Genomic DNA, 15,580 nt, shown 5'->3' with positions numbered 1-15,580 from the left:
GCCCGACGCCGACCTGAGGACGCCCGATGAAACCGATCCGATCCGCCCTGATCGCCGCCGCCCTGACCGCTGTCGCCGCCCCCGCCGCGGCCCAGTCGCGCAACATCGTGCTGGACCAGTTCGACGGCCGCTGGTTCGAGATCGCGCGCAGCCACAACGACGTGCAGAAAGACTGCCGGCGGGCCCAGATCGACTTCAATCCGCAAGGTCAGGCCAACCGCTATTCCGTCATCGTCACCTGCACCCGGCGCGCCGACGGGATCGTCGAGACCCTGAGGGCCAACGCCCGGGTCACCGATCCGGGCACCAACGCCCGCTTCCGCTTCACCCTGACGGGCCTGCTGGGCGTGGGCGGGCTGGCAGGGCAGAACTATTGGGTCTGGGACCACGCGCCCGACTACAGCTGGGCCATCATGGGTCTGCCGAACAAGTCCGACTGGTGGGTCTGGCATCGCAGCCAGAGCCCGTCGGAGGCTGAACGGGCCAGACTGGTCGCCCGCGCGCGGTCGCTGGGCTTCGACACGGGCGCCGTGGTGCACACGGGGCGGTAGACCGCCGGGGCGTTCACCGTCGACGGCGACCGCGGCTTGAAATCGGAACATATGCCGAACATAAAGACGGCATGGCCGCCGCCCTGCTCCAGATCGACCTCGTCTTCAGCCGGCCGCAGACCACGCTGGCGGTGACGCGCGGCGCGGCGCGGCTGATGGTCGACCTCGGCTATGCGCCCCTGCTCGAGGTCGGCCTGCCCAACGGCCGGCGCGCCGACGTCATGGCCCTGGGGCCGCGCGGGGACATCGTCATCTGCGAGGTCAAGTCGGGGATCGAGGACTATCGGGTCGATCGCAAATGGGGCGAATACGGGCCCTTCTGCGACGCCTTCTATTTCGCCGTGGCGCCCGAATTTCCGTCCGACATCCTGCCCGACGCGCCCGGACTGATCGTCGCGGACGGCTTCGGCGGGGCGGTGGTCCGGGATGCGCCGGCGTCGCCCCTCGCCCCGGCGCGGCGCAAGGCGCTGCTCGTGGCCTTCGCCCGCCTGGGGGCGATGCGCACGCTGCGGGATCAGGCGGGGGGCTGACCCTGATCGACCACCGGGCCGCTTTCGCCGGCGGACATGACGGCGGCGGTCGAGGCGGCGCAGCCGGTCAGCTCCTGTCCGCCCAGCTTGACCATGGCCGTCAGCGGATAGGTCCGGTCGCTCATCCCGTCCGAGCATTCGGTCGAGATCAGGGTGACGCTCAGGGTGGTTCCGTCGGCCGTTTCCGCCTCCCAGGTCGCCGTCGTGCCCTGGACCAGGGGATTGGGCTGGGGCGCGCGCTGCTCAGGCGATCCGGCGGTCGTATAGACCAGCTCCGTCCCGGTCAGTTCGACGCTCCAGAACGGCTCCGTGCCGAGCGCGCGGACCGGCCGGGCCAGATCGACGCCGCCGAGCACCGGCGCGGGCTCGGGCGCCGCGGGCGGCGGGGCGGGCTCCTCGGCCGGCGAACAGGCGGCGAGGAGGAGGACGGCGAGGGCGGCGAAGACGGGACGCATGGGAGGCTCCGGGGGCTGGCGTCAGAAAGCGCGGACGCGGGTCCGGGGTCAAGCCCGCCGGACGCCCTACAGCCAGCCTTTGCGCTTGAACCAGGCCAGCGGCAGGATCGCCGAGACCACCATCGCCGCGACGGCCGCCGGATAGGCCCAGGGCTGCGGCAGCTCCGGCATATGTTCGAAATTCATCCCGTAGATGGAGGCGATCAGGGTCGGCGGCAGGAAAGCCACCGCCGCCACCGAAAAGATCTTGATGATCGACGACTGTTCGATGTTGATCAGGCCGAGAGCCGCCGACAGCTGGAAATTGATCGCGATCGCCACCGACTGATTGTGGGCGATCAGACTGTCGGCGTCACGGCCGAGCGACCGGAGATGGGAGCGCGCCTCGTCCGTATCGACCCGCTCGTCCATCCCGACAAAGGCGAATATCCGGAGCAGTCCGGCCAGACTCTGTTCGATCCGCGCCGAGGCCATCTGGGCCTGACCCAGCTTGGTGATCAGCTTGTCGAAACCGACGGCCCGTCCGCCGGAGAAGACATGGCCGGCGATGCCTTCGACCCGGGCGCCGTTCCTGGACAGAACGTCCGAGTTCCGGTCGATCACCGCCTCCATGAGATTCAGGAACATGTCGGCGCCTGAGGTGCACAGCGCCGGTTCACGGCCCAGCTTGTCGATCATCATCGCAAACGGCCGGGGGTCGGTATAGCGAACGGTCACCAGGGGGCCGTCGGTCAGAACAAAGGTGACCGGCTCGAGGCCCGGAAGTGCGTCGTCGCCATGGGTGATGAGATCGGCGGTGGCGTAGGTGGCGCCGTTTTCCCGGTAGACCCGGCTGGAGGCCTCCAGCTCGCCCATCTCCTCGCGTGTCGGAACGGCAAGACCCAGCGCCCTTTCGACGGCGGCGTCTTCCTGGCGCGTGGGGTTGATCAGGTCGATCCACAAGGTGTCAGGCGGCATCGACCAGTCGGCGGGATCGACGATCGACGCCTCGCACGCCGTGCAGCCGGAGCGGTAGACGCGGATCATGCGGCGACCCCGCAGGGGGTCAGGCGATCAGGGCTGGCCGTCAGCCGCGGGAGCCGAGGCCATGAGCACGCCGTCGGACGGCAGCGCCGGGGCTTTGTGGATAAAGCCGTAGGTCGGATAGACGGACGTGCCGAGGTCATGGATCGGGTTGTACCAGACCTTCACCGCGGTCCAATCGCCGTCATGCGAGACATCGACGACCGTGACATTCTCCTCGACCCGGCCGCGGCTGCCGCCCCAGTTGGCGTGGGTCACGCGGATCACGCGGTCGGTCAGGATTTCCGAAACGACGGCGACGTGGCCGCGCGTCATCCGGCCGCTGGGCTGGAAGGCGAGGACCGAGCCGGTCTCGGGACGGTCGCCGGTGCGGAACTTGCCCTGGGCCTGGCGCCACCACGTGAGGGCGTCGCCGAAGATGTTGATGCCCGAGAACATGCGGGCGAAGGTTACGCACTGCCAGTAGGGCTCGTCGGCCTTCGCAACGGGCGCGTAGCCCAGCGCAGAAAATCCGAGGGTCGCTGCAACTACAGCGGCTGTGAGCCGTTTCATCATGCTGGCGAAAGTCCCGACCTGTTTCAGTCCGCTAGCCTTAGACGATAGTTTCGGAGGGTTGAAGAACCCTTTCAGGCGAGTCCGTGCGCGCTTTCGCCGCGGCGGCCCGCGCCGCGCGCCGGTCGGCGAACCCTCTCAGAGCCTTGCGGGCCGGGCGTTCGACGAGGTGGTAGGTGATCATCGCCGCGACCGGAATCGCCGCCACCAGGGCCAACCACACAATGATGTGAAACCGCTTGTCGTCCGCGCCGGTCAGCCGCGCCGCGACGTTCGTCGTCAGCAGCAGGACGGGCGCGCAGACCATGTAGATCGAATAGCTGATCTCGCCGAGATAGACCCCGACCTTCGAGCCGAGAACGCCCGCGCGGGCGTTGTCCAGCGAGCCGAGCCCCAGAATCAGCCCGCCGGCGGCCAGGACGGTGACGGCGTCCCACAAACCCAGGGAGGCGCTGACCAGAACGGCCAGACCGCTGACGAGGGCCAGCGGGCCGGCGAAGGGCACGCCGCCGCGGCGATGGACCAGATAGAGGGCGCAGCCGAGGGCGAAACAGGGAACGATCCGCAGCGCGCCCCAGCGGAAGGTGGCCTCGGTCAGGGAATAGCCCGCCAGCGGCTCGAAGGCGGCGTAGAGCCCCAGCGCAAAGGCGGCCGCCAGGGCCGTGGCCAGCACCGGCCGCTCCCTCAGCCGCCAGGCGACGAAGGCGAAGGCGGGAAAGCTGAGATAGGCCGCCCATTCCGCCGAAATCGACCAGGACGGATGGTTGAAGGCGGAACTGGTCGCCAGCCCCCAGGCGTGGGTCAGGGTCAGGTGCGCGGGCAGGGCGCGCCAGTCGGTCAGGCTGGCGTCGATGCTCAGCCCGGCGACCGTGGCGGCGACGCCGAGGCCGATCATGCCGAACAGGGTGACCAGATGCAGCGGATAGACCCGCGCCAGCCGCGCCCACAGGAAGCCGCCGTAGCTGAAGCGCTTCTCGCCCGCCGCCTCGAGATAGACGTGGCTGAGGATGAAGCCCGACAGGACGAAGAAGGTCTCGACGCCCAGATAGCCCTTGGTCACGGCGACAGGGACCCAGCTGACATCGAGGTGCGGCCAGGCGGTGTAGAGCACGACCCACAGGGCCGCGAGGAACCGCAGGGTGGTGAGGGCGCGCAGATCGGGGGGCGTCGGAACGGGCGTCATGGCCCGAAGGCTAGCCGGCCGGGGTACAGGAACCGTTAAACGGTCGCCGGGACGCGCCTCAGGCCCCGCATTCCGAGGGCTTCGCCTCGCCCGGCGCATACATTTCGCAGGACCGGTCGATCTCGCCCTGGATCATTTCGCAGGGGTTGGCGACATTGCACGGCGGATGGGTCGCGGGGCTGACGGCGATGCACCGGTCGACCAGCCGCTGCGCCGCCTCGGCCCCGATATCATTCAGGCAGGAGACCGGCGCGCCGACGGGGGCCATGACCACGGCCGGATCGACCTCTTCCTGCGGCGGCGCGTCGGCGGGCATTTCAGGCGCCGGCGCGGCGGCCGCGGGCCCGTCCGCCGGCGCTTCGGCGGGGCGTTCGCAACCGGCGACCAGGGCGGTCACGGCCAGCAAGGCGATTACGGTCCGGCGCATCAGGCACTCCGATCGGTCGCGGGAAGCGCCAGCATAGGCACGGTTCGGCCCGGCGCGGAAGCGCTGACCCGCCGTCAGCGGCCCAGGGCCGCCCGCTGCATCGCGAACAGTTCCGCGCAACCGACCTCGGCCAGCTGGAACAGCCGGTCGAACTCGGCGCGGGAGAAGCCGCGCTTCTCGCCCGTGGCCTGGATCTCGACGATCGCCCCCGTGCCGGTCAGGACGAAGTTGGAATCCGCCTCGGCGGTGGAATCCTCCTCATAGTCGAGGTCCAGCACGGGCTGGTCGCTGCAGACGCCGCACGACACCGCCGCGACCTGATCGAGGATCGGGTCGGTCTTGAGCACGCCCTCGGCGCGCAGGTAGTCGAACGCGCTCGCCATCGCGACCCAGGCGCCGGTGATGGCCGCCGTGCGGGTGCCGCCGTCGGCCTGGATGACGTCGCAGTCCAGCACCACCTGACGCTCGCCCAGCAGCTTCAGGTCGACCACAGCCCGCAGCGAACGTCCGATCAGCCGCTGGATTTCCTGCGTCCGGCCGGTCTGTTTGCCGCTGGCGGCCTCGCGCCGGCCGCGGGTGTGGGTGGCCCGGGGCAGCATGCCGTATTCCGCGGTGACCCAGCCGGCGCCCTTGCCGCGCATCCAGCCGGGGACGTTCTCCTCGACCGAGGCCGTCACCAGCACCTTCGTATGCCCGAACGTGACGAGGCAGGAGCCCTCGGCGTAGCGGTTCACGCCGGTCTCCAGCGTCACGGCGCGGAGCTGGTCGGGGGTGCGGTCGGACGGGCGGGCGGTGGTCATCGATGGATTTCCTTGGACGGGGCGGCGGCGCTGCTTATCCTGAAACCGTGAGCCTGTATGCCCCCAACCCTTCGCCGTTCAGCGGCAGCCCGGCCGGCCTGGCCGCGCTGGACGAACGCGCCCGCGACATCTTCCGCCGTATCGTCGAAAGCTACCTCCAGACCGGCGAACCCGTCGGCTCGCGGACCCTGTCCCAGACCGGCATCGCCCTGTCGCCGGCCTCGATCCGCAACACCATGCAGGATCTGACCCTGGCGGGGCTGCTGGGATCGCCCCACACCTCGGCGGGACGGATCCCGACCCATGCCGGCCTGCGGCTGTTCGTCGACGGCCTGCTGGAGATCGGCGACGTCGGGACCGAGGAGCGGCGCGAGATCGACGCCCGCCTCGCCGGAAGGGGACGCAGTTTCGACGAGGCGCTGAACGAGGCCTCCAGCCTGCTCTCAGGCCTCGCCGGCGGGGCCAGCATCGTGGCCAGCCCGGTGCGCGAGGCCGGGGTCAAACACGTCGAGTTCGTCGCCCTCGGCCATGATCAGGCCCTCGCCGTGCTGGTCGGGGACGACGGCTCCATCGAGAACCGGCTGATGCCGCTCAAGGCCGGCGTCACCCCCTCGACCCTGACCGAGGCGTCGAACTTTCTCAACGCCCGGCTCAAGGGCCGGCCCCTGAACGAGGCGCGCACCGAGATGCGCACCGAACTGGACGCCGCCCGGCGCGAACTGGACGCCGCCGCCGCCCGTCTGGTCGAGGACGGTCTGGCCGCCTGGTCGGGCGGGGCCGAGCGCGAGCGGTCGCTGATCGTGCGCGGGCGGGCCAATCTGCTGCACGACCGGGAGACGGCCGAGGATCTGGAGAAGGTCCGCATCCTGTTCGACGATCTGGAGCAGAAGGAACAGCTGATCGGCCTGCTGGACGGGGTCTCGACGGCCCAGGGGGTGCGCATCTTCATCGGCGCGGAAACGCGACTGTTTTCACTTTCGGGTTCCGCCGTCATCGCGGCGCCCTATATGACGGGCCGGCAGAGGGTTCTGGGCGCCATCGGCGTGATCGGACCCGCGAGACTGAACTATGCCCGCATCATACCGTTGGTGGACTATACCGCCCGGGTGCTGGGGCGAATGCTGGACGGACAAGAGACTTGAGCGACACACACGACGACCTCCCCACCTCCGAAGAGCTGGCGGCTGACATCGCGGAGGCCGAGGCGAACGCCGAGGCCGGGCTGGATGACGGCCTGGGCCCCATCGACGCCCTGATCGCCGAGCGCGACCAGTGGAAGGACCGCGCCCTGCGCGCGGTCGCCGAGGCGGAAAATACGAAGAAGCGCGCGGAGACCCAGTCCAACGACGCCCGCGCCTACGCCATCCAGCGCTTCGCCCGCGACCTGCTTGGCGTGGCCGACAATCTGGAACGGGCGCTGCAGGCGGCCCCGAAGGACGCCGACGCGGGCGAGGCCGGTCTGGTGACCGGGCTGGAGCTGACCCAGAAGTCGCTGCTGCAGGCCTTTGAGAGCAACAATCTGAAGCGCGTGGCGCCCGAGCCGGGCGAGGCCTTCGACCCCCACCTGCATCAGGCGATGATGGAACAGGTGTCCGACAGCGTTCAGGGCGGACAGGTGATCCAGACGCTGCAGGCCGGCTACGCCCTGTTCGGCCGCACCGTGCGCCCGGCCATGGTGGTGGTCGCCGCCAAGGGCTCCGGCGCGGCGGCGGCCAATGCGGCCTATGCGGCGGCGGGCGCGACGGGCGGGAATTTCGACCAGAAGGCCTGATCCCTGATCCGCTCATCCCGGCGAAAGCCGGGACCCAGTGCTTTGGGTGATGCTGCCGGGCGCACGGTGCTGCGCTCGCCCGTCCTGAAATGCCGGCATTCGGCTGGACAGGACTGGGTCCCGGCTTTCGCCGGGATGAGCGGTCTTTAGTTTTTCAGCCGCTCGTTGAAGAAGGCCAGCAGCCGGCCCCAGCCGTCGGCCGCGTCCGCCGCGCGATAGCTGTCGCGATAGTCGGCGTGGAAGGCGTGCGGGGCGTCCGGATAGACATGGATGCCGCTGGCGGTCTGGCCGGCGCGTTGCAGGGCCTCGCGCATGGCCTCCACGCTGGGCAGGGGGATGCCGCGGTCCTGACCGCCGTACAGGCCCAGAACCGGACATTTCAGGTCGTCGGCCAGATCGACGGGCCACGGCTGCCCGGCGGTCGCCTGTTCGGGCGTTGCGGTCGGCGCGGGGGCGAGGCGGCCGTACCAGGCGACCCCGGCGTCCAGGACGGCGAAGCGGGCGCAGGCCTGCCACACCACCTTGCCGCCCCAGCAGAAGCCGGTGATGCCGACCCTGTCGGAATTGGCCCAGAGCTGCTGGCTGACCCAGTCGAGGGTCGCCGAAACGTCGCCCATGACCTGTTCATAGCTCGCGGCGCCGACGATCTGCTGCACCCGGGACATGTCCGACAGACTCGCCGGGTCCTCGACCCGGTTGAAGAAGGACGGGGCGACGGCGGCAAAACCGGCCTTGGCCAGCCGCCGGCAGAGGTCGCGGATATATTCGTGGACGCCGAAGATCTCTGAAGCGACCACCACGACCGGCCAGGGGCCGTCGCCGACCGGGCGGGCGACAAAGATCGGGAGCGCGAATCCATCCGGCGCCTCGACGGTCGCCTGCTCCTGGGTCAGGCCTTCGCCATCGGTGGTGATCGGCGCGGCCTGCCGGGCGAGGGCCGCGGGGGCGTAGCCGGCGAAGGCCAGGCCGCCCAGGGCTCCGGCAGCCAGGGCGCGGCGGCTGAAGCGGAAATCGTCGGGCTCGGGTCCCTCGGGGCGGATCAGGTTCGGCATCAAGGGACTCCGGTCTCGGGAACCGGTGAGACTGGCCGCGCGTCCGCCCGCCGTCGAGTCACGTTTGCCGTGAAGCTGGCCCTGCTTTTCGAAGCGTCAGATTGATCCGGCCGCCCCCCGGAACCAGGGTCGAGGAGCCCGCGATCACCCGGTCGATCCCGTGCCGCGCCAGCCGGGCCGGTCCCGTCAGGGCGCAGACGTCCCCGGACGCCAGCCGCACCGTCCGCGTCGGCCCGCCGCCGGCCGCGCCGATCCGGAACACCGCCGCATCGCCGAGCGAGACAGACAGCACGGGTGCGCTGTGGTCCTGTTCATCGAGGTCCTGATGCAAGCCCATCTTCGCCGGACCCCGGTAAAGGTTGACCAGACAGGCATCGGGCGGCTCGGGCCAGCCGGTCAGGTCGCTCCACAGATCCAGCAGCCGTTCCGGCATCGGCGGCCACGGCGCGCCGGTCGCCGGATGGGTCGGCTGGTAGCGGTAACCGGCCCGGTCCGAGACCCAGGCCAGCGGCCCCATGCCGGTCATCTCGACCGAAAACGGCCGCCCGCCCGGCGTCACGGGGCGGTAGAAGGGGGCCTGTTCGACGGCGGCCAGCACCTCAGCCAGCAACGCCGCCTGTCCGGACGCGGAAAGGGCTCCCGGCCAGAACCGGAAGCCCTCCATTCCCGTATCGATCTCGTGCGCAGACGCCATGCCCCAAAGTAGGAGCCGCCCCTTCGGCGCTCAAGCAGTGAGCGACCGCGTCGCGAGCGTTGGCGCCCCAAACAGGCTGAGGCGCGGAGCGCCTCAGCGCGTGTAGTAGTAGTCGGCGATCTGGCAGACATTGACGTTGAAGCGCGTCAGCACCTGGCCGTTGGTGAACTCGGCCTTGAAGTCATAGAGGCAGGCGCCCGAGCCGTCGTCGATGTTCATCATGATGCTGCTGCCGGCGGCGAGCGTGCCGCGGCCCAGCATGTCCTCCTGCCAGTCCGTGATGCGCGAGTCCGAAGCGTAGAAGCGCAGCATGGTCCAGCCGGTGTTGTTGTGGATGCGCACCCGGCGGTTCAGGCCGTCGCGCGACTGGACCGGCGCCGAAACGGCGGTCTTGTCGGCGGCGACCACCGGCTCGGCGGCGGCGACGGAAGCGGTTCCGAGGGCCGCGACGATCAGTGCGGCGCGGGCGATGGTCTTGAAGGTGTTCACGTCAGTCTCTCCCCAGCGGCCGGACCCTCGTGGCTCGGCGATGTCAGCGTTATGCCACTGCCCGGGCGCGCCCGCATCTGACGGACCCTGACGGCTGAATCGTGCGTCCGGGCAGTTTGGGGCTTGCAGGCCCCGGGGTGTTTCCCATATCGGCCTCAACCGCCATAAAACCCCGCAGCTCGTGGGGCTTTGTGGCCGGAACCGTACCAACCGACTGAATACCCTGACACCGGGGGCGGTCACGCGCGGCGCTTCGCTTTAAAAGGCCGCCGCATCGCCCGCTGAAATGGAGTGAAAGACCACCAATGGCCAAGATCATCGGCATCGACCTGGGCACCACGAACTCGTGCGTGGCCGTCATGGACGGCAAGACCCCCAAGGTCATCGAGAACGCCGAGGGCAATCGCACCACGCCCTCCGTCATCGCCATCCAGGACGGCGGCGAGACCCTCGTGGGTCAGCCGGCGCGCCGCCAGGCCGTGACCAACCCGACCAACACCTTCTTCGCCATCAAGCGCCTGATCGGCCGCTCGTTCGATGATCCGGTGGTGGCCAAGGACAAGAAGATGGTCCCCTATGAGATCGTCAAGGGTCCGAACGGCGACGCCTGGGTGCGCGCCAACGGCAAGGATTATTCGCCCCAGCAGATCTCGGCCTTCACCCTCGGCAAGATGAAGGAGGCCGCGGAGGCCTACCTCGGCGAGACCGTGACCCAGGCCGTGATCACCGTGCCGGCCTATTTCAACGACGCCCAGCGCCAGGCGACCAAGGACGCCGGCAAGATCGCCGGCCTGGAAGTCCTGCGCATCATCAACGAGCCGACCGCGGCGGCCCTGGCCTATGGCCTCGAGAAGAACGACGGTCAGAAGATCGCCGTCTATGACCTCGGCGGCGGCACCTTCGACGTCTCGATCCTGGAGATCGGCGACGGCGTCTTCGAGGTGAAGTCGACCAACGGCGACACCTTCCTCGGCGGCGAGGACTTCGACCTGCGCCTGGTCGACTATCTGGCCGACGAGTTCAAGAAGGAGCAGGGCGTCGACCTGCGCTCGGACAAGCTGGCCCTGCAGCGCCTCAAGGAAGAGGCCGAAAAGGCCAAGAAGGAGCTCAGCTCCACGACCCAGTACGAGGTCAATCTGCCGTTCATCACCATGAACGCCTCGGGCCCGCTGCACCTGAACATCAAGCTGTCGCGCGCCAAGCTGGAGGCCCTCGTCGAGGATCTGGTCCAGCGCACCATCGAGCCGTGCGCCAAGGCGTTGAAGGACGCGGGCCTCAAGGCCTCGGACATCGACGAAGTGGTGCTGGTCGGCGGCATGACCCGCATGCCCAAGGTGCAGGAGGCCGTGAAGGCCTTCTTCGGCAAGGAGCCGCACAAGGGCGTGAACCCCGATGAAGTCGTGGCGCTGGGCGCGGCCGTTCAGGCCGGCGTGCTGCAAGGCGACGTCAAGGACGTGCTGCTGCTGGACGTGACCCCGCTGACCCTGGGCATCGAGACCCTGGGCGGCGTCTTCACCCCGCTGATCGAGCGCAACACCACCATCCCGACCAAGAAGAGCCAGGTCTTCTCGACCGCCGACGACAACCAGTCGGCCGTGACGATCCGGGTCTTCCAGGGCGAGCGTCCGATGGCGGCCGACAACAAGGTTCTCGGCCAGTTCGACCTGATGGGCATTCCCCCCGCGCCGCGCGGCATGCCGCAGATCGAGGTCGCCTTCGACATCGACGCCAACGGCATCGTCCATGTGACCGCCAAGGACAAGGCGACCAACAAGGAACAGTCGATCCGCATCCAGGCCAACGGCGGCCTGTCGGACGCCGACATCGAGAAGATGGTCAAGGAAGCCGAGGCCAACGCCGCGGCCGACAAGGCGAAGAAGGAAATGGTCGAGGCGGTCAACGCCGCCGACAGCCTGATCCACTCGACCGAAAAGGCCATGGCCGAACACGGCGACAAGGTCGGGGCCGACGAGAAGGCCGCGATCGAAACCGCCCTGGCCGAGCTGAAGACGGCCAAGGAGGGCACGGACCCGGAGGACATCCGGACCAAGACCAACACCCTGGTCCAGGCCTCGATGAAGCTGGGCGAGGCCATGTACGCCCAGGCCCAGGGTTCGGGTGAAGGCGACGACGCGACCGCCACGGCCGACGACGGCGTGGTCGACGCCGAGTTCGAGGAAGTCTCGGGCGACGACGACGAGAAGAAGAGCGCGTAAGCCGGACCGGCCCGCAATCAATACGGCCCCGCCTGTCCCCTGACGGGCGGGGCCGTTTCACGAAACTTGCATCATTCGGCCGGGCGCCCATGTCAGCCCGGTCAGCCGTTCCGGTGGGCTTCCGCAATGCGGCGCCCGCCGTCGGCAGGGTAAGAGGACGAACGCCGGATGGCGACGCGTGACTATTACGAGGTTCTGGGGGTCGAGCGGACCATCGACGCCGCCGGCCTGAAGGCGGCCTATCGCAAGCTGGCGATGCAGCACCACCCCGACCGCAACGGCGGGTGCGACGACTCCATGGCCCGCTTCAAGGAGATTTCCGAAGCCTATTCGGTCCTGTCCGATGACCAGAAGCGCGCCGCCTACGACCGCTTCGGCCATGCCGGCGTCAACGGCGGCGGCGGCGGGTTCGGGGGTCAGGGCCAGGGCTTCACCGACGTTAACGACATCTTCTCCCAGGTCTTCGGCGACGCGTTCGGCGACGTCTTCGGCGGCCGCGCCGGCGGCGGCGCGCGCCAGCACGGGCCCCGTCGCGGCTCGGACCTGCGCTACGACCTCGAGATCACCCTCGAGCAGGCCTACAAGGGCTCGGACGTCGAGATCGCCGTGCCCACCACCGCCGCCTGCGAGACCTGCGAAGGCTCAGGCGCGAAGAAGGGCGCCAAGGCTTCCACCTGCACCACCTGCCAGGGCGCGGGCCGCGTGCGGTCCGCCAACGGCTTCTTCCAGGTCGAGCGCACCTGCCCCCATTGCGGCGGCGCCGGCACCCGCCTGGCCGCGGCGGACGCCTGCACCGCCTGCGCCGGCCACGGCCAGGTGCGCAAGAACCGCAAGCTGCAGCTCAAGGTCCCGGCCGGGGTCGACGACGGCTCGCGCATCCGCCTGTCGGGCGAGGGCGACGCCGGCACGCGCGGCGGCCCGCGCGGCGACCTCTATGTCTTCATCTCGGTCACGCCCCACGAGTTGTTCGAACGCGACAACCTCGACCTGCTGGTCACCGTGCCCGTGCCCATGACCACGGCGGCCCTCGGCGGGGAGATCGACGCGCCCTGCCTGACCTCCGAGGCCTGCGACGGACGCTGCCGGGCCCCGGTCAGCGTCCCCGCGGGGTCCCAGACCGGCAAGACCGTGCGCATCAAGGGCAAGGGCATGCCGCATCTGAACGGCAAGAACCGCGGCGACCTTGTGGTCGAACTGTTCGTCGAGACCCCGACCGACCTGACCGCCCACCAGAAGGAGCTGCTGCAGGAGCTCGCGGCCTCGCTGGGCGAGAGCCAGACCCCGCGGAACTCGTCCTTCGCCGGCAAGGCCAAACGCTTCTGGGCCGACATACTGGGATCGGAAGCGCCGCAGTAGACTCTCCGCGGCCAAGGATGACGGCGCCGCCGAATACCGCCAGAATGGCCGCGAACTGACAGGGGTCTGAGTTGAGCGTCATCTTCCACGCCGGCATTTCCGGCGCGCGCGGCCGGATGGGCCGGGCCGTCTCGGCCGTTCTGGACGCCCGCGAGGACGTCGTCGTCGCCGCCCGCTTCGACCGCGGCGAGACGCCCGACCTGTCGCTGTGCGACGTGATCATCGACTTCTCGACCCCGGACGCCTCGGTCGAACTGGCCCGGACCTGCTCCGAACGCGGCGGCCCGGCCCTGGTCATCGGCTCCACCGGCCTGACGCCCGAGCAGGAGACCGACATCCACAAGGCGGCCGACAGGATCGCCATCGTCCGCAGCGGAAACTTCTCGCTCGGCGTCAACATATTGATCGGACTGGTGGAGCACGCGGCGCAGCGGCTCGACGCGGCCGACTGGGACATCGAGGTGCTGGAGACCCATCACCGCAGGAAGGCCGACGCCCCCTCAGGCACGGCCCTGATGCTCGGCGAGGCCGCCGCCAACGGCCGCGACGTGGATCTGGCCGACGTCCGCAGCGCGCCTTACGACGGCATCACCGGCGAGCGGGAGACCGGCCGGATCGGTTTCGCCTCCCTGCGCGCCGGCGGGGTGATCGGCGAACACACCGTCCTGTTCGCCTCGGAAGACGAAACCCTGACGCTCAGCCACTCGGCCATCGACCGGTCCCTGTTCGCCCGCGGCGCCGTCGCCGCCGCCGCCTGGGTCCGCAGCCGCAAGCCGGGCCTCTACGACATGCAGGACGTGCTGGGGTTCCGGCAGGCGTAGCGATCAGCAGCGCGAAAGGGTGTGGGTCGACCGTCGAAGGGCGGCTCCGCCGCCTCAACCAGCCGACCCGCATCCGGCCCTTCGGGCCACCTTCTCCCAATGGGAGAAGGAACGATTTCTAATGCGCGTGCCGGCGGTGGCCATGCCCGCGGCCGACGAACAGAGACTTGATGAAGAACATCACGGCGATCACCACGGCGAAGCCGAGGAACAGCGCCAGAACGGTCATCCAGAAGCCCAGCGTCAGCAGGGGCGGCATCACAAAGGCGCCGCCGTCCAGCATCGGGCGCAGCAGGCCGACCAGGATGAAGACGAAGGCCGCCCCCAGAGACGTAGCCCACAGTCGGCTCCAGGCCGGCATCATGAAGGTCGCGATTACGGCGATGACCAGGCCGGTGACCTGATTGATGGTGTCGAACCCGCCCTGGGCGAGGCCGAAAATGCCGGTCAGAAACGCACCGATCGAATCGAACAGGGACTCCATACGCCAACCTCCTGGATGCGGCCGAAGCTTGGCCGGACGCAGGGTTAACGCGGTTCGCGCCGAATGGCTCCGCTTATCGTCCCGTCGAGCCGAAGCCGCCCGCCCCGCGCGCGGTCTGGTCGAGGCTCTCGACCTCGATCATTTCGGCCTGTTCGTGCCGGGCGATGACCATCTGGGCGATGCGTTCGCCGCGTCGGATCACGAACGGCTCCTGTCCATGGTTGATCAGGATCACCCCGACCTCGCCGCGATAGTCGCTGTCGATCGTGCCGGGCGAATTCAGGCAGGTCAGGCCGTGCTTCAGCGCCAGACCCGAACGCGGCCGCACCTGGGCCTCATAACCGGGCTCCAGCGCGATCTTGAGGCCTGTGGGAACCAGGGCGCGGGCGCCAGGGGCCAGCGTCAGCGGCGCGTCCTCCGCCACCGCCGCGCGCAGGTCCATGCCGGCCGAGCCGCCGGTCTCATAGGCTGGCAGGGGCAGGCCCTCGGCATGGGGCAGGCGTTCGACGCGGACGGTGGTCATAAGGGGGAGGCTTTCAGACTTTGAAATGGTCGGCGATGCGGGCGGCCAGCTTCCGCGCCACCTCGGCCTTGGACTGGCGCGGCCAGGTCTCGGCCGAGCCGTCGCGGGTGAACAGGGTGACCGTATTGCCGTCGGCGCCGAAGACGTCGTCGGACACGTCATTGCCGACGATCCAGTCGCAGCCCTTGCGCGACAGCTTCGAGCGGGCGTTGGCCTCGAGGTCCGCGGTCTCGGCGGCGAAGCCGACCACCAGTTTCGGCCGCTTCTTTCCGGGCGCGGAAATGCCGGCGAGGATGTCGGGATTCTCGATCAGCGACAGCAAGGGCGGGCCGCCGGGCGCCTTCTTGATCTTGCCCGAGGCGACGCCGTCGACGCGCCAGTCGGCGACCGCGGCGCTCATCACCGCGATGTCGGCCGGCAGGGCCGCCGTGACCGCCGCCTGCATCTCGCGCGCGGTCTCGATCCAGACCCGGTCGACGCCGACCGGCGCGGCCAGCGCCACGGGGCCGGAGATCAGGGTCACCTGCGCCCCCAGCCGGGCCAGGGCTTCGGCGATGGCGTAGCCCTGTTTGCCGCTGGAGCGGTTGGTCAGACCGCGCACCGGGTCGATCGGCTCGAAGGTGGGCCCGGCGGTGACCACCGCCCGACGCCCC

At 69.5% G+C, this 15,580-nt stretch carries 19 protein-coding genes; 7 read left to right on the top strand and 12 right to left on the bottom strand.

The features are described from left to right. Positions 1-26 precede the first annotated feature (26 nt). Complete coding sequence (locus QQJ79_RS06600) at positions 27-551, top strand: lipocalin family protein (protein ID WP_284222130.1); 525 nt, start codon at positions 27-29, stop codon at positions 549-551. A gap of 71 nt (positions 552-622) precedes the next feature. After that, a complete protein-coding gene (gene mmcB, locus QQJ79_RS06595) occupies positions 623-1,081 on the top strand; it encodes a DNA repair putative endonuclease MmcB (RefSeq protein ID WP_284222129.1) in 459 nt (152 codons plus the stop codon). On the opposite strand, the gene QQJ79_RS06590 is transcribed toward mmcB, so the two are convergent. From QQJ79_RS06590 to rph, 6 genes are all read right to left on the bottom strand, one after another. Beyond that, complete coding sequence (locus QQJ79_RS06590; protein ID WP_284222128.1) at positions 1,066-1,536, bottom strand: COG3650 family protein; 471 nt, start codon at positions 1,534-1,536, stop codon at positions 1,066-1,068. The two genes, mmcB and QQJ79_RS06590, sit on opposite strands and share 16 nt — an antisense overlap. 66 nt (positions 1,537-1,602) lie before the next feature. Then, positions 1,603-2,562, bottom strand: a complete 960-nt coding sequence (locus QQJ79_RS06585; protein ID WP_284222127.1) for a magnesium transporter CorA family protein — start codon at positions 2,560-2,562, stop codon at positions 1,603-1,605. A gap of 27 nt (positions 2,563-2,589) precedes the next feature. Then, positions 2,590-3,111, bottom strand: a complete 522-nt coding sequence (locus tag QQJ79_RS06580) for a CHAP domain-containing protein (RefSeq protein WP_284222126.1) — start codon at positions 3,109-3,111, stop codon at positions 2,590-2,592. A 40-nt stretch (positions 3,112-3,151) separates the two neighbouring features. Further along, positions 3,152-4,294, bottom strand: a complete 1,143-nt coding sequence (locus QQJ79_RS06575; RefSeq protein ID WP_284222125.1) for an acyltransferase family protein — start codon at positions 4,292-4,294, stop codon at positions 3,152-3,154. Positions 4,295-4,352: 58 nt separating this feature from the next. Beyond that, the gene (locus tag QQJ79_RS06570; protein WP_284222124.1) at positions 4,353-4,721 is read right to left on the bottom strand and encodes a hypothetical protein; all 369 of its coding nucleotides are present in this window, start codon (positions 4,719-4,721) and stop codon (positions 4,353-4,355) included. A gap of 74 nt (positions 4,722-4,795) precedes the next feature. Continuing rightward, positions 4,796-5,521 (bottom strand): ribonuclease PH, encoded by a 726-nt coding sequence (gene rph / locus QQJ79_RS06565; RefSeq protein ID WP_284222123.1) that lies wholly within the window; start codon positions 5,519-5,521, stop codon positions 4,796-4,798. Positions 5,522-5,568: 47 nt separating this feature from the next. On the opposite strand from rph, the gene hrcA reads away from it, so the two are divergent. Then, entirely contained in the window at positions 5,569-6,663 is a 1,095-nt protein-coding gene (gene hrcA / locus QQJ79_RS06560) for a heat-inducible transcriptional repressor HrcA (protein ID WP_431307577.1), read from the top strand. Positions 6,664-6,710: 47 nt separating this feature from the next. After that, positions 6,711-7,292 carry a nucleotide exchange factor GrpE gene (grpE, locus tag QQJ79_RS06555; RefSeq protein ID WP_431307579.1) on the top strand — a complete coding sequence of 194 codons (582 nt, stop codon included), beginning with the start codon at positions 6,711-6,713 and terminating at the stop codon, positions 7,290-7,292. A 146-nt stretch (positions 7,293-7,438) separates the two neighbouring features. Here grpE and QQJ79_RS06550 read toward each other — a convergent pair whose 3' ends face one another. The 3 genes from QQJ79_RS06550 to QQJ79_RS06540 form a co-directional block, all read right to left on the bottom strand. Further along, on the bottom strand, positions 7,439-8,344 hold the full coding sequence (locus QQJ79_RS06550) for a dienelactone hydrolase family protein (RefSeq protein ID WP_284222121.1): 906 nt from the start codon (positions 8,342-8,344) through the stop codon (positions 7,439-7,441). A 58-nt stretch (positions 8,345-8,402) separates the two neighbouring features. Further along, positions 8,403-9,038 carry an alpha-ketoglutarate-dependent dioxygenase AlkB gene (locus QQJ79_RS06545; protein ID WP_284222120.1) on the bottom strand — a complete coding sequence of 212 codons (636 nt, stop codon included), beginning with the start codon at positions 9,036-9,038 and terminating at the stop codon, positions 8,403-8,405. Between the two features lie 93 nt (positions 9,039-9,131). Next, positions 9,132-9,527, bottom strand: coding sequence for a hypothetical protein (locus QQJ79_RS06540; protein WP_284222119.1), 396 nt, complete (start codon positions 9,525-9,527; stop codon positions 9,132-9,134). 305 nt (positions 9,528-9,832) lie between these two features. Between QQJ79_RS06540 and dnaK the strand changes: the two genes are divergently transcribed. The 3 genes from dnaK to dapB all read left to right on the top strand — a co-directional run bounded on the left by dnaK (position 9,833) and on the right by dapB (position 13,920). After that, positions 9,833-11,743: a molecular chaperone DnaK gene (gene dnaK / locus QQJ79_RS06535; RefSeq protein WP_284222118.1), complete on the top strand. Its 1,911-nt coding sequence runs from the start codon at positions 9,833-9,835 to the stop codon at positions 11,741-11,743. Positions 11,744-11,911: 168 nt separating this feature from the next. Beyond that, the gene (dnaJ, locus tag QQJ79_RS06530; protein ID WP_284222117.1) at positions 11,912-13,099 is read left to right on the top strand and encodes a molecular chaperone DnaJ; all 1,188 of its coding nucleotides are present in this window, start codon (positions 11,912-11,914) and stop codon (positions 13,097-13,099) included. A gap of 71 nt (positions 13,100-13,170) precedes the next feature. Continuing rightward, a complete protein-coding gene (dapB, locus tag QQJ79_RS06525; protein WP_284222116.1) occupies positions 13,171-13,920 on the top strand; it encodes a 4-hydroxy-tetrahydrodipicolinate reductase in 750 nt (249 codons plus the stop codon). 118 nt (positions 13,921-14,038) lie between these two features. On the opposite strand, the gene QQJ79_RS06520 is transcribed toward dapB, so the two are convergent. From QQJ79_RS06520 to QQJ79_RS06510, 3 genes are all read right to left on the bottom strand, one after another. Then, positions 14,039-14,404 carry a hypothetical protein gene (locus QQJ79_RS06520; RefSeq protein WP_284222115.1) on the bottom strand — a complete coding sequence of 122 codons (366 nt, stop codon included), beginning with the start codon at positions 14,402-14,404 and terminating at the stop codon, positions 14,039-14,041. 73 nt (positions 14,405-14,477) lie between these two features. Next, the gene (gene dut, locus QQJ79_RS06515; protein WP_284222114.1) at positions 14,478-14,927 is read right to left on the bottom strand and encodes a dUTP diphosphatase; all 450 of its coding nucleotides are present in this window, start codon (positions 14,925-14,927) and stop codon (positions 14,478-14,480) included. A gap of 13 nt (positions 14,928-14,940) precedes the next feature. Continuing rightward, positions 14,941-15,580, bottom strand: a 640-nt coding sequence (locus QQJ79_RS06510) for a phosphopantothenoylcysteine decarboxylase domain-containing protein (protein WP_284222113.1), incomplete at its 5' end; no start/stop codon positions are given.

The organism is Brevundimonas denitrificans (assembly GCF_030160755.1).
Lineage (GTDB): Bacteria > Pseudomonadota > Alphaproteobacteria > Caulobacterales > Caulobacteraceae > Brevundimonas > Brevundimonas denitrificans.
Note: the sequence above shows the minus strand (reverse complement) of the source record. Positions and strands in the feature narration are given on the sequence as shown.

Coding starts and splice junctions, on each gene's coding strand:
- dnaK (WP_284222118.1), top strand. CDS start 9,833: ATGGCCAAGATCATCGGCATCGACCTGGGCACCACGAACTCGTGCGTG.
- QQJ79_RS06570 (WP_284222124.1), bottom strand. CDS start 4,721: ATGCGCCGGACCGTAATCGCCTTGCTGGCCGTGACCGCCCTGGTCGCC.
- rph (WP_284222123.1), bottom strand. CDS start 5,521: ATGACCACCGCCCGCCCGTCCGACCGCACCCCCGACCAGCTCCGCGCC.
- QQJ79_RS06600 (WP_284222130.1), top strand. CDS start 27: ATGAAACCGATCCGATCCGCCCTGATCGCCGCCGCCCTGACCGCTGTC.
- QQJ79_RS06585 (WP_284222127.1), bottom strand. CDS start 2,562: ATGATCCGCGTCTACCGCTCCGGCTGCACGGCGTGCGAGGCGTCGATC.
- QQJ79_RS06590 (WP_284222128.1), bottom strand. CDS start 1,536: ATGCGTCCCGTCTTCGCCGCCCTCGCCGTCCTCCTCCTCGCCGCCTGT.
- mmcB (WP_284222129.1), top strand. CDS start 623: ATGGCCGCCGCCCTGCTCCAGATCGACCTCGTCTTCAGCCGGCCGCAG.
- dnaJ (WP_284222117.1), top strand. CDS start 11,912: ATGGCGACGCGTGACTATTACGAGGTTCTGGGGGTCGAGCGGACCATC.
- dut (WP_284222114.1), bottom strand. CDS start 14,927: ATGACCACCGTCCGCGTCGAACGCCTGCCCCATGCCGAGGGCCTGCCC.
- QQJ79_RS06545 (WP_284222120.1), bottom strand. CDS start 9,038: ATGGCGTCTGCGCACGAGATCGATACGGGAATGGAGGGCTTCCGGTTC.
- QQJ79_RS06575 (WP_284222125.1), bottom strand. CDS start 4,294: ATGACGCCCGTTCCGACGCCCCCCGATCTGCGCGCCCTCACCACCCTG.
- QQJ79_RS06550 (WP_284222121.1), bottom strand. CDS start 8,344: ATGCCGAACCTGATCCGCCCCGAGGGACCCGAGCCCGACGATTTCCGC.
- QQJ79_RS06580 (WP_284222126.1), bottom strand. CDS start 3,111: ATGAAACGGCTCACAGCCGCTGTAGTTGCAGCGACCCTCGGATTTTCT.
- QQJ79_RS06520 (WP_284222115.1), bottom strand. CDS start 14,404: ATGGAGTCCCTGTTCGATTCGATCGGTGCGTTTCTGACCGGCATTTTC.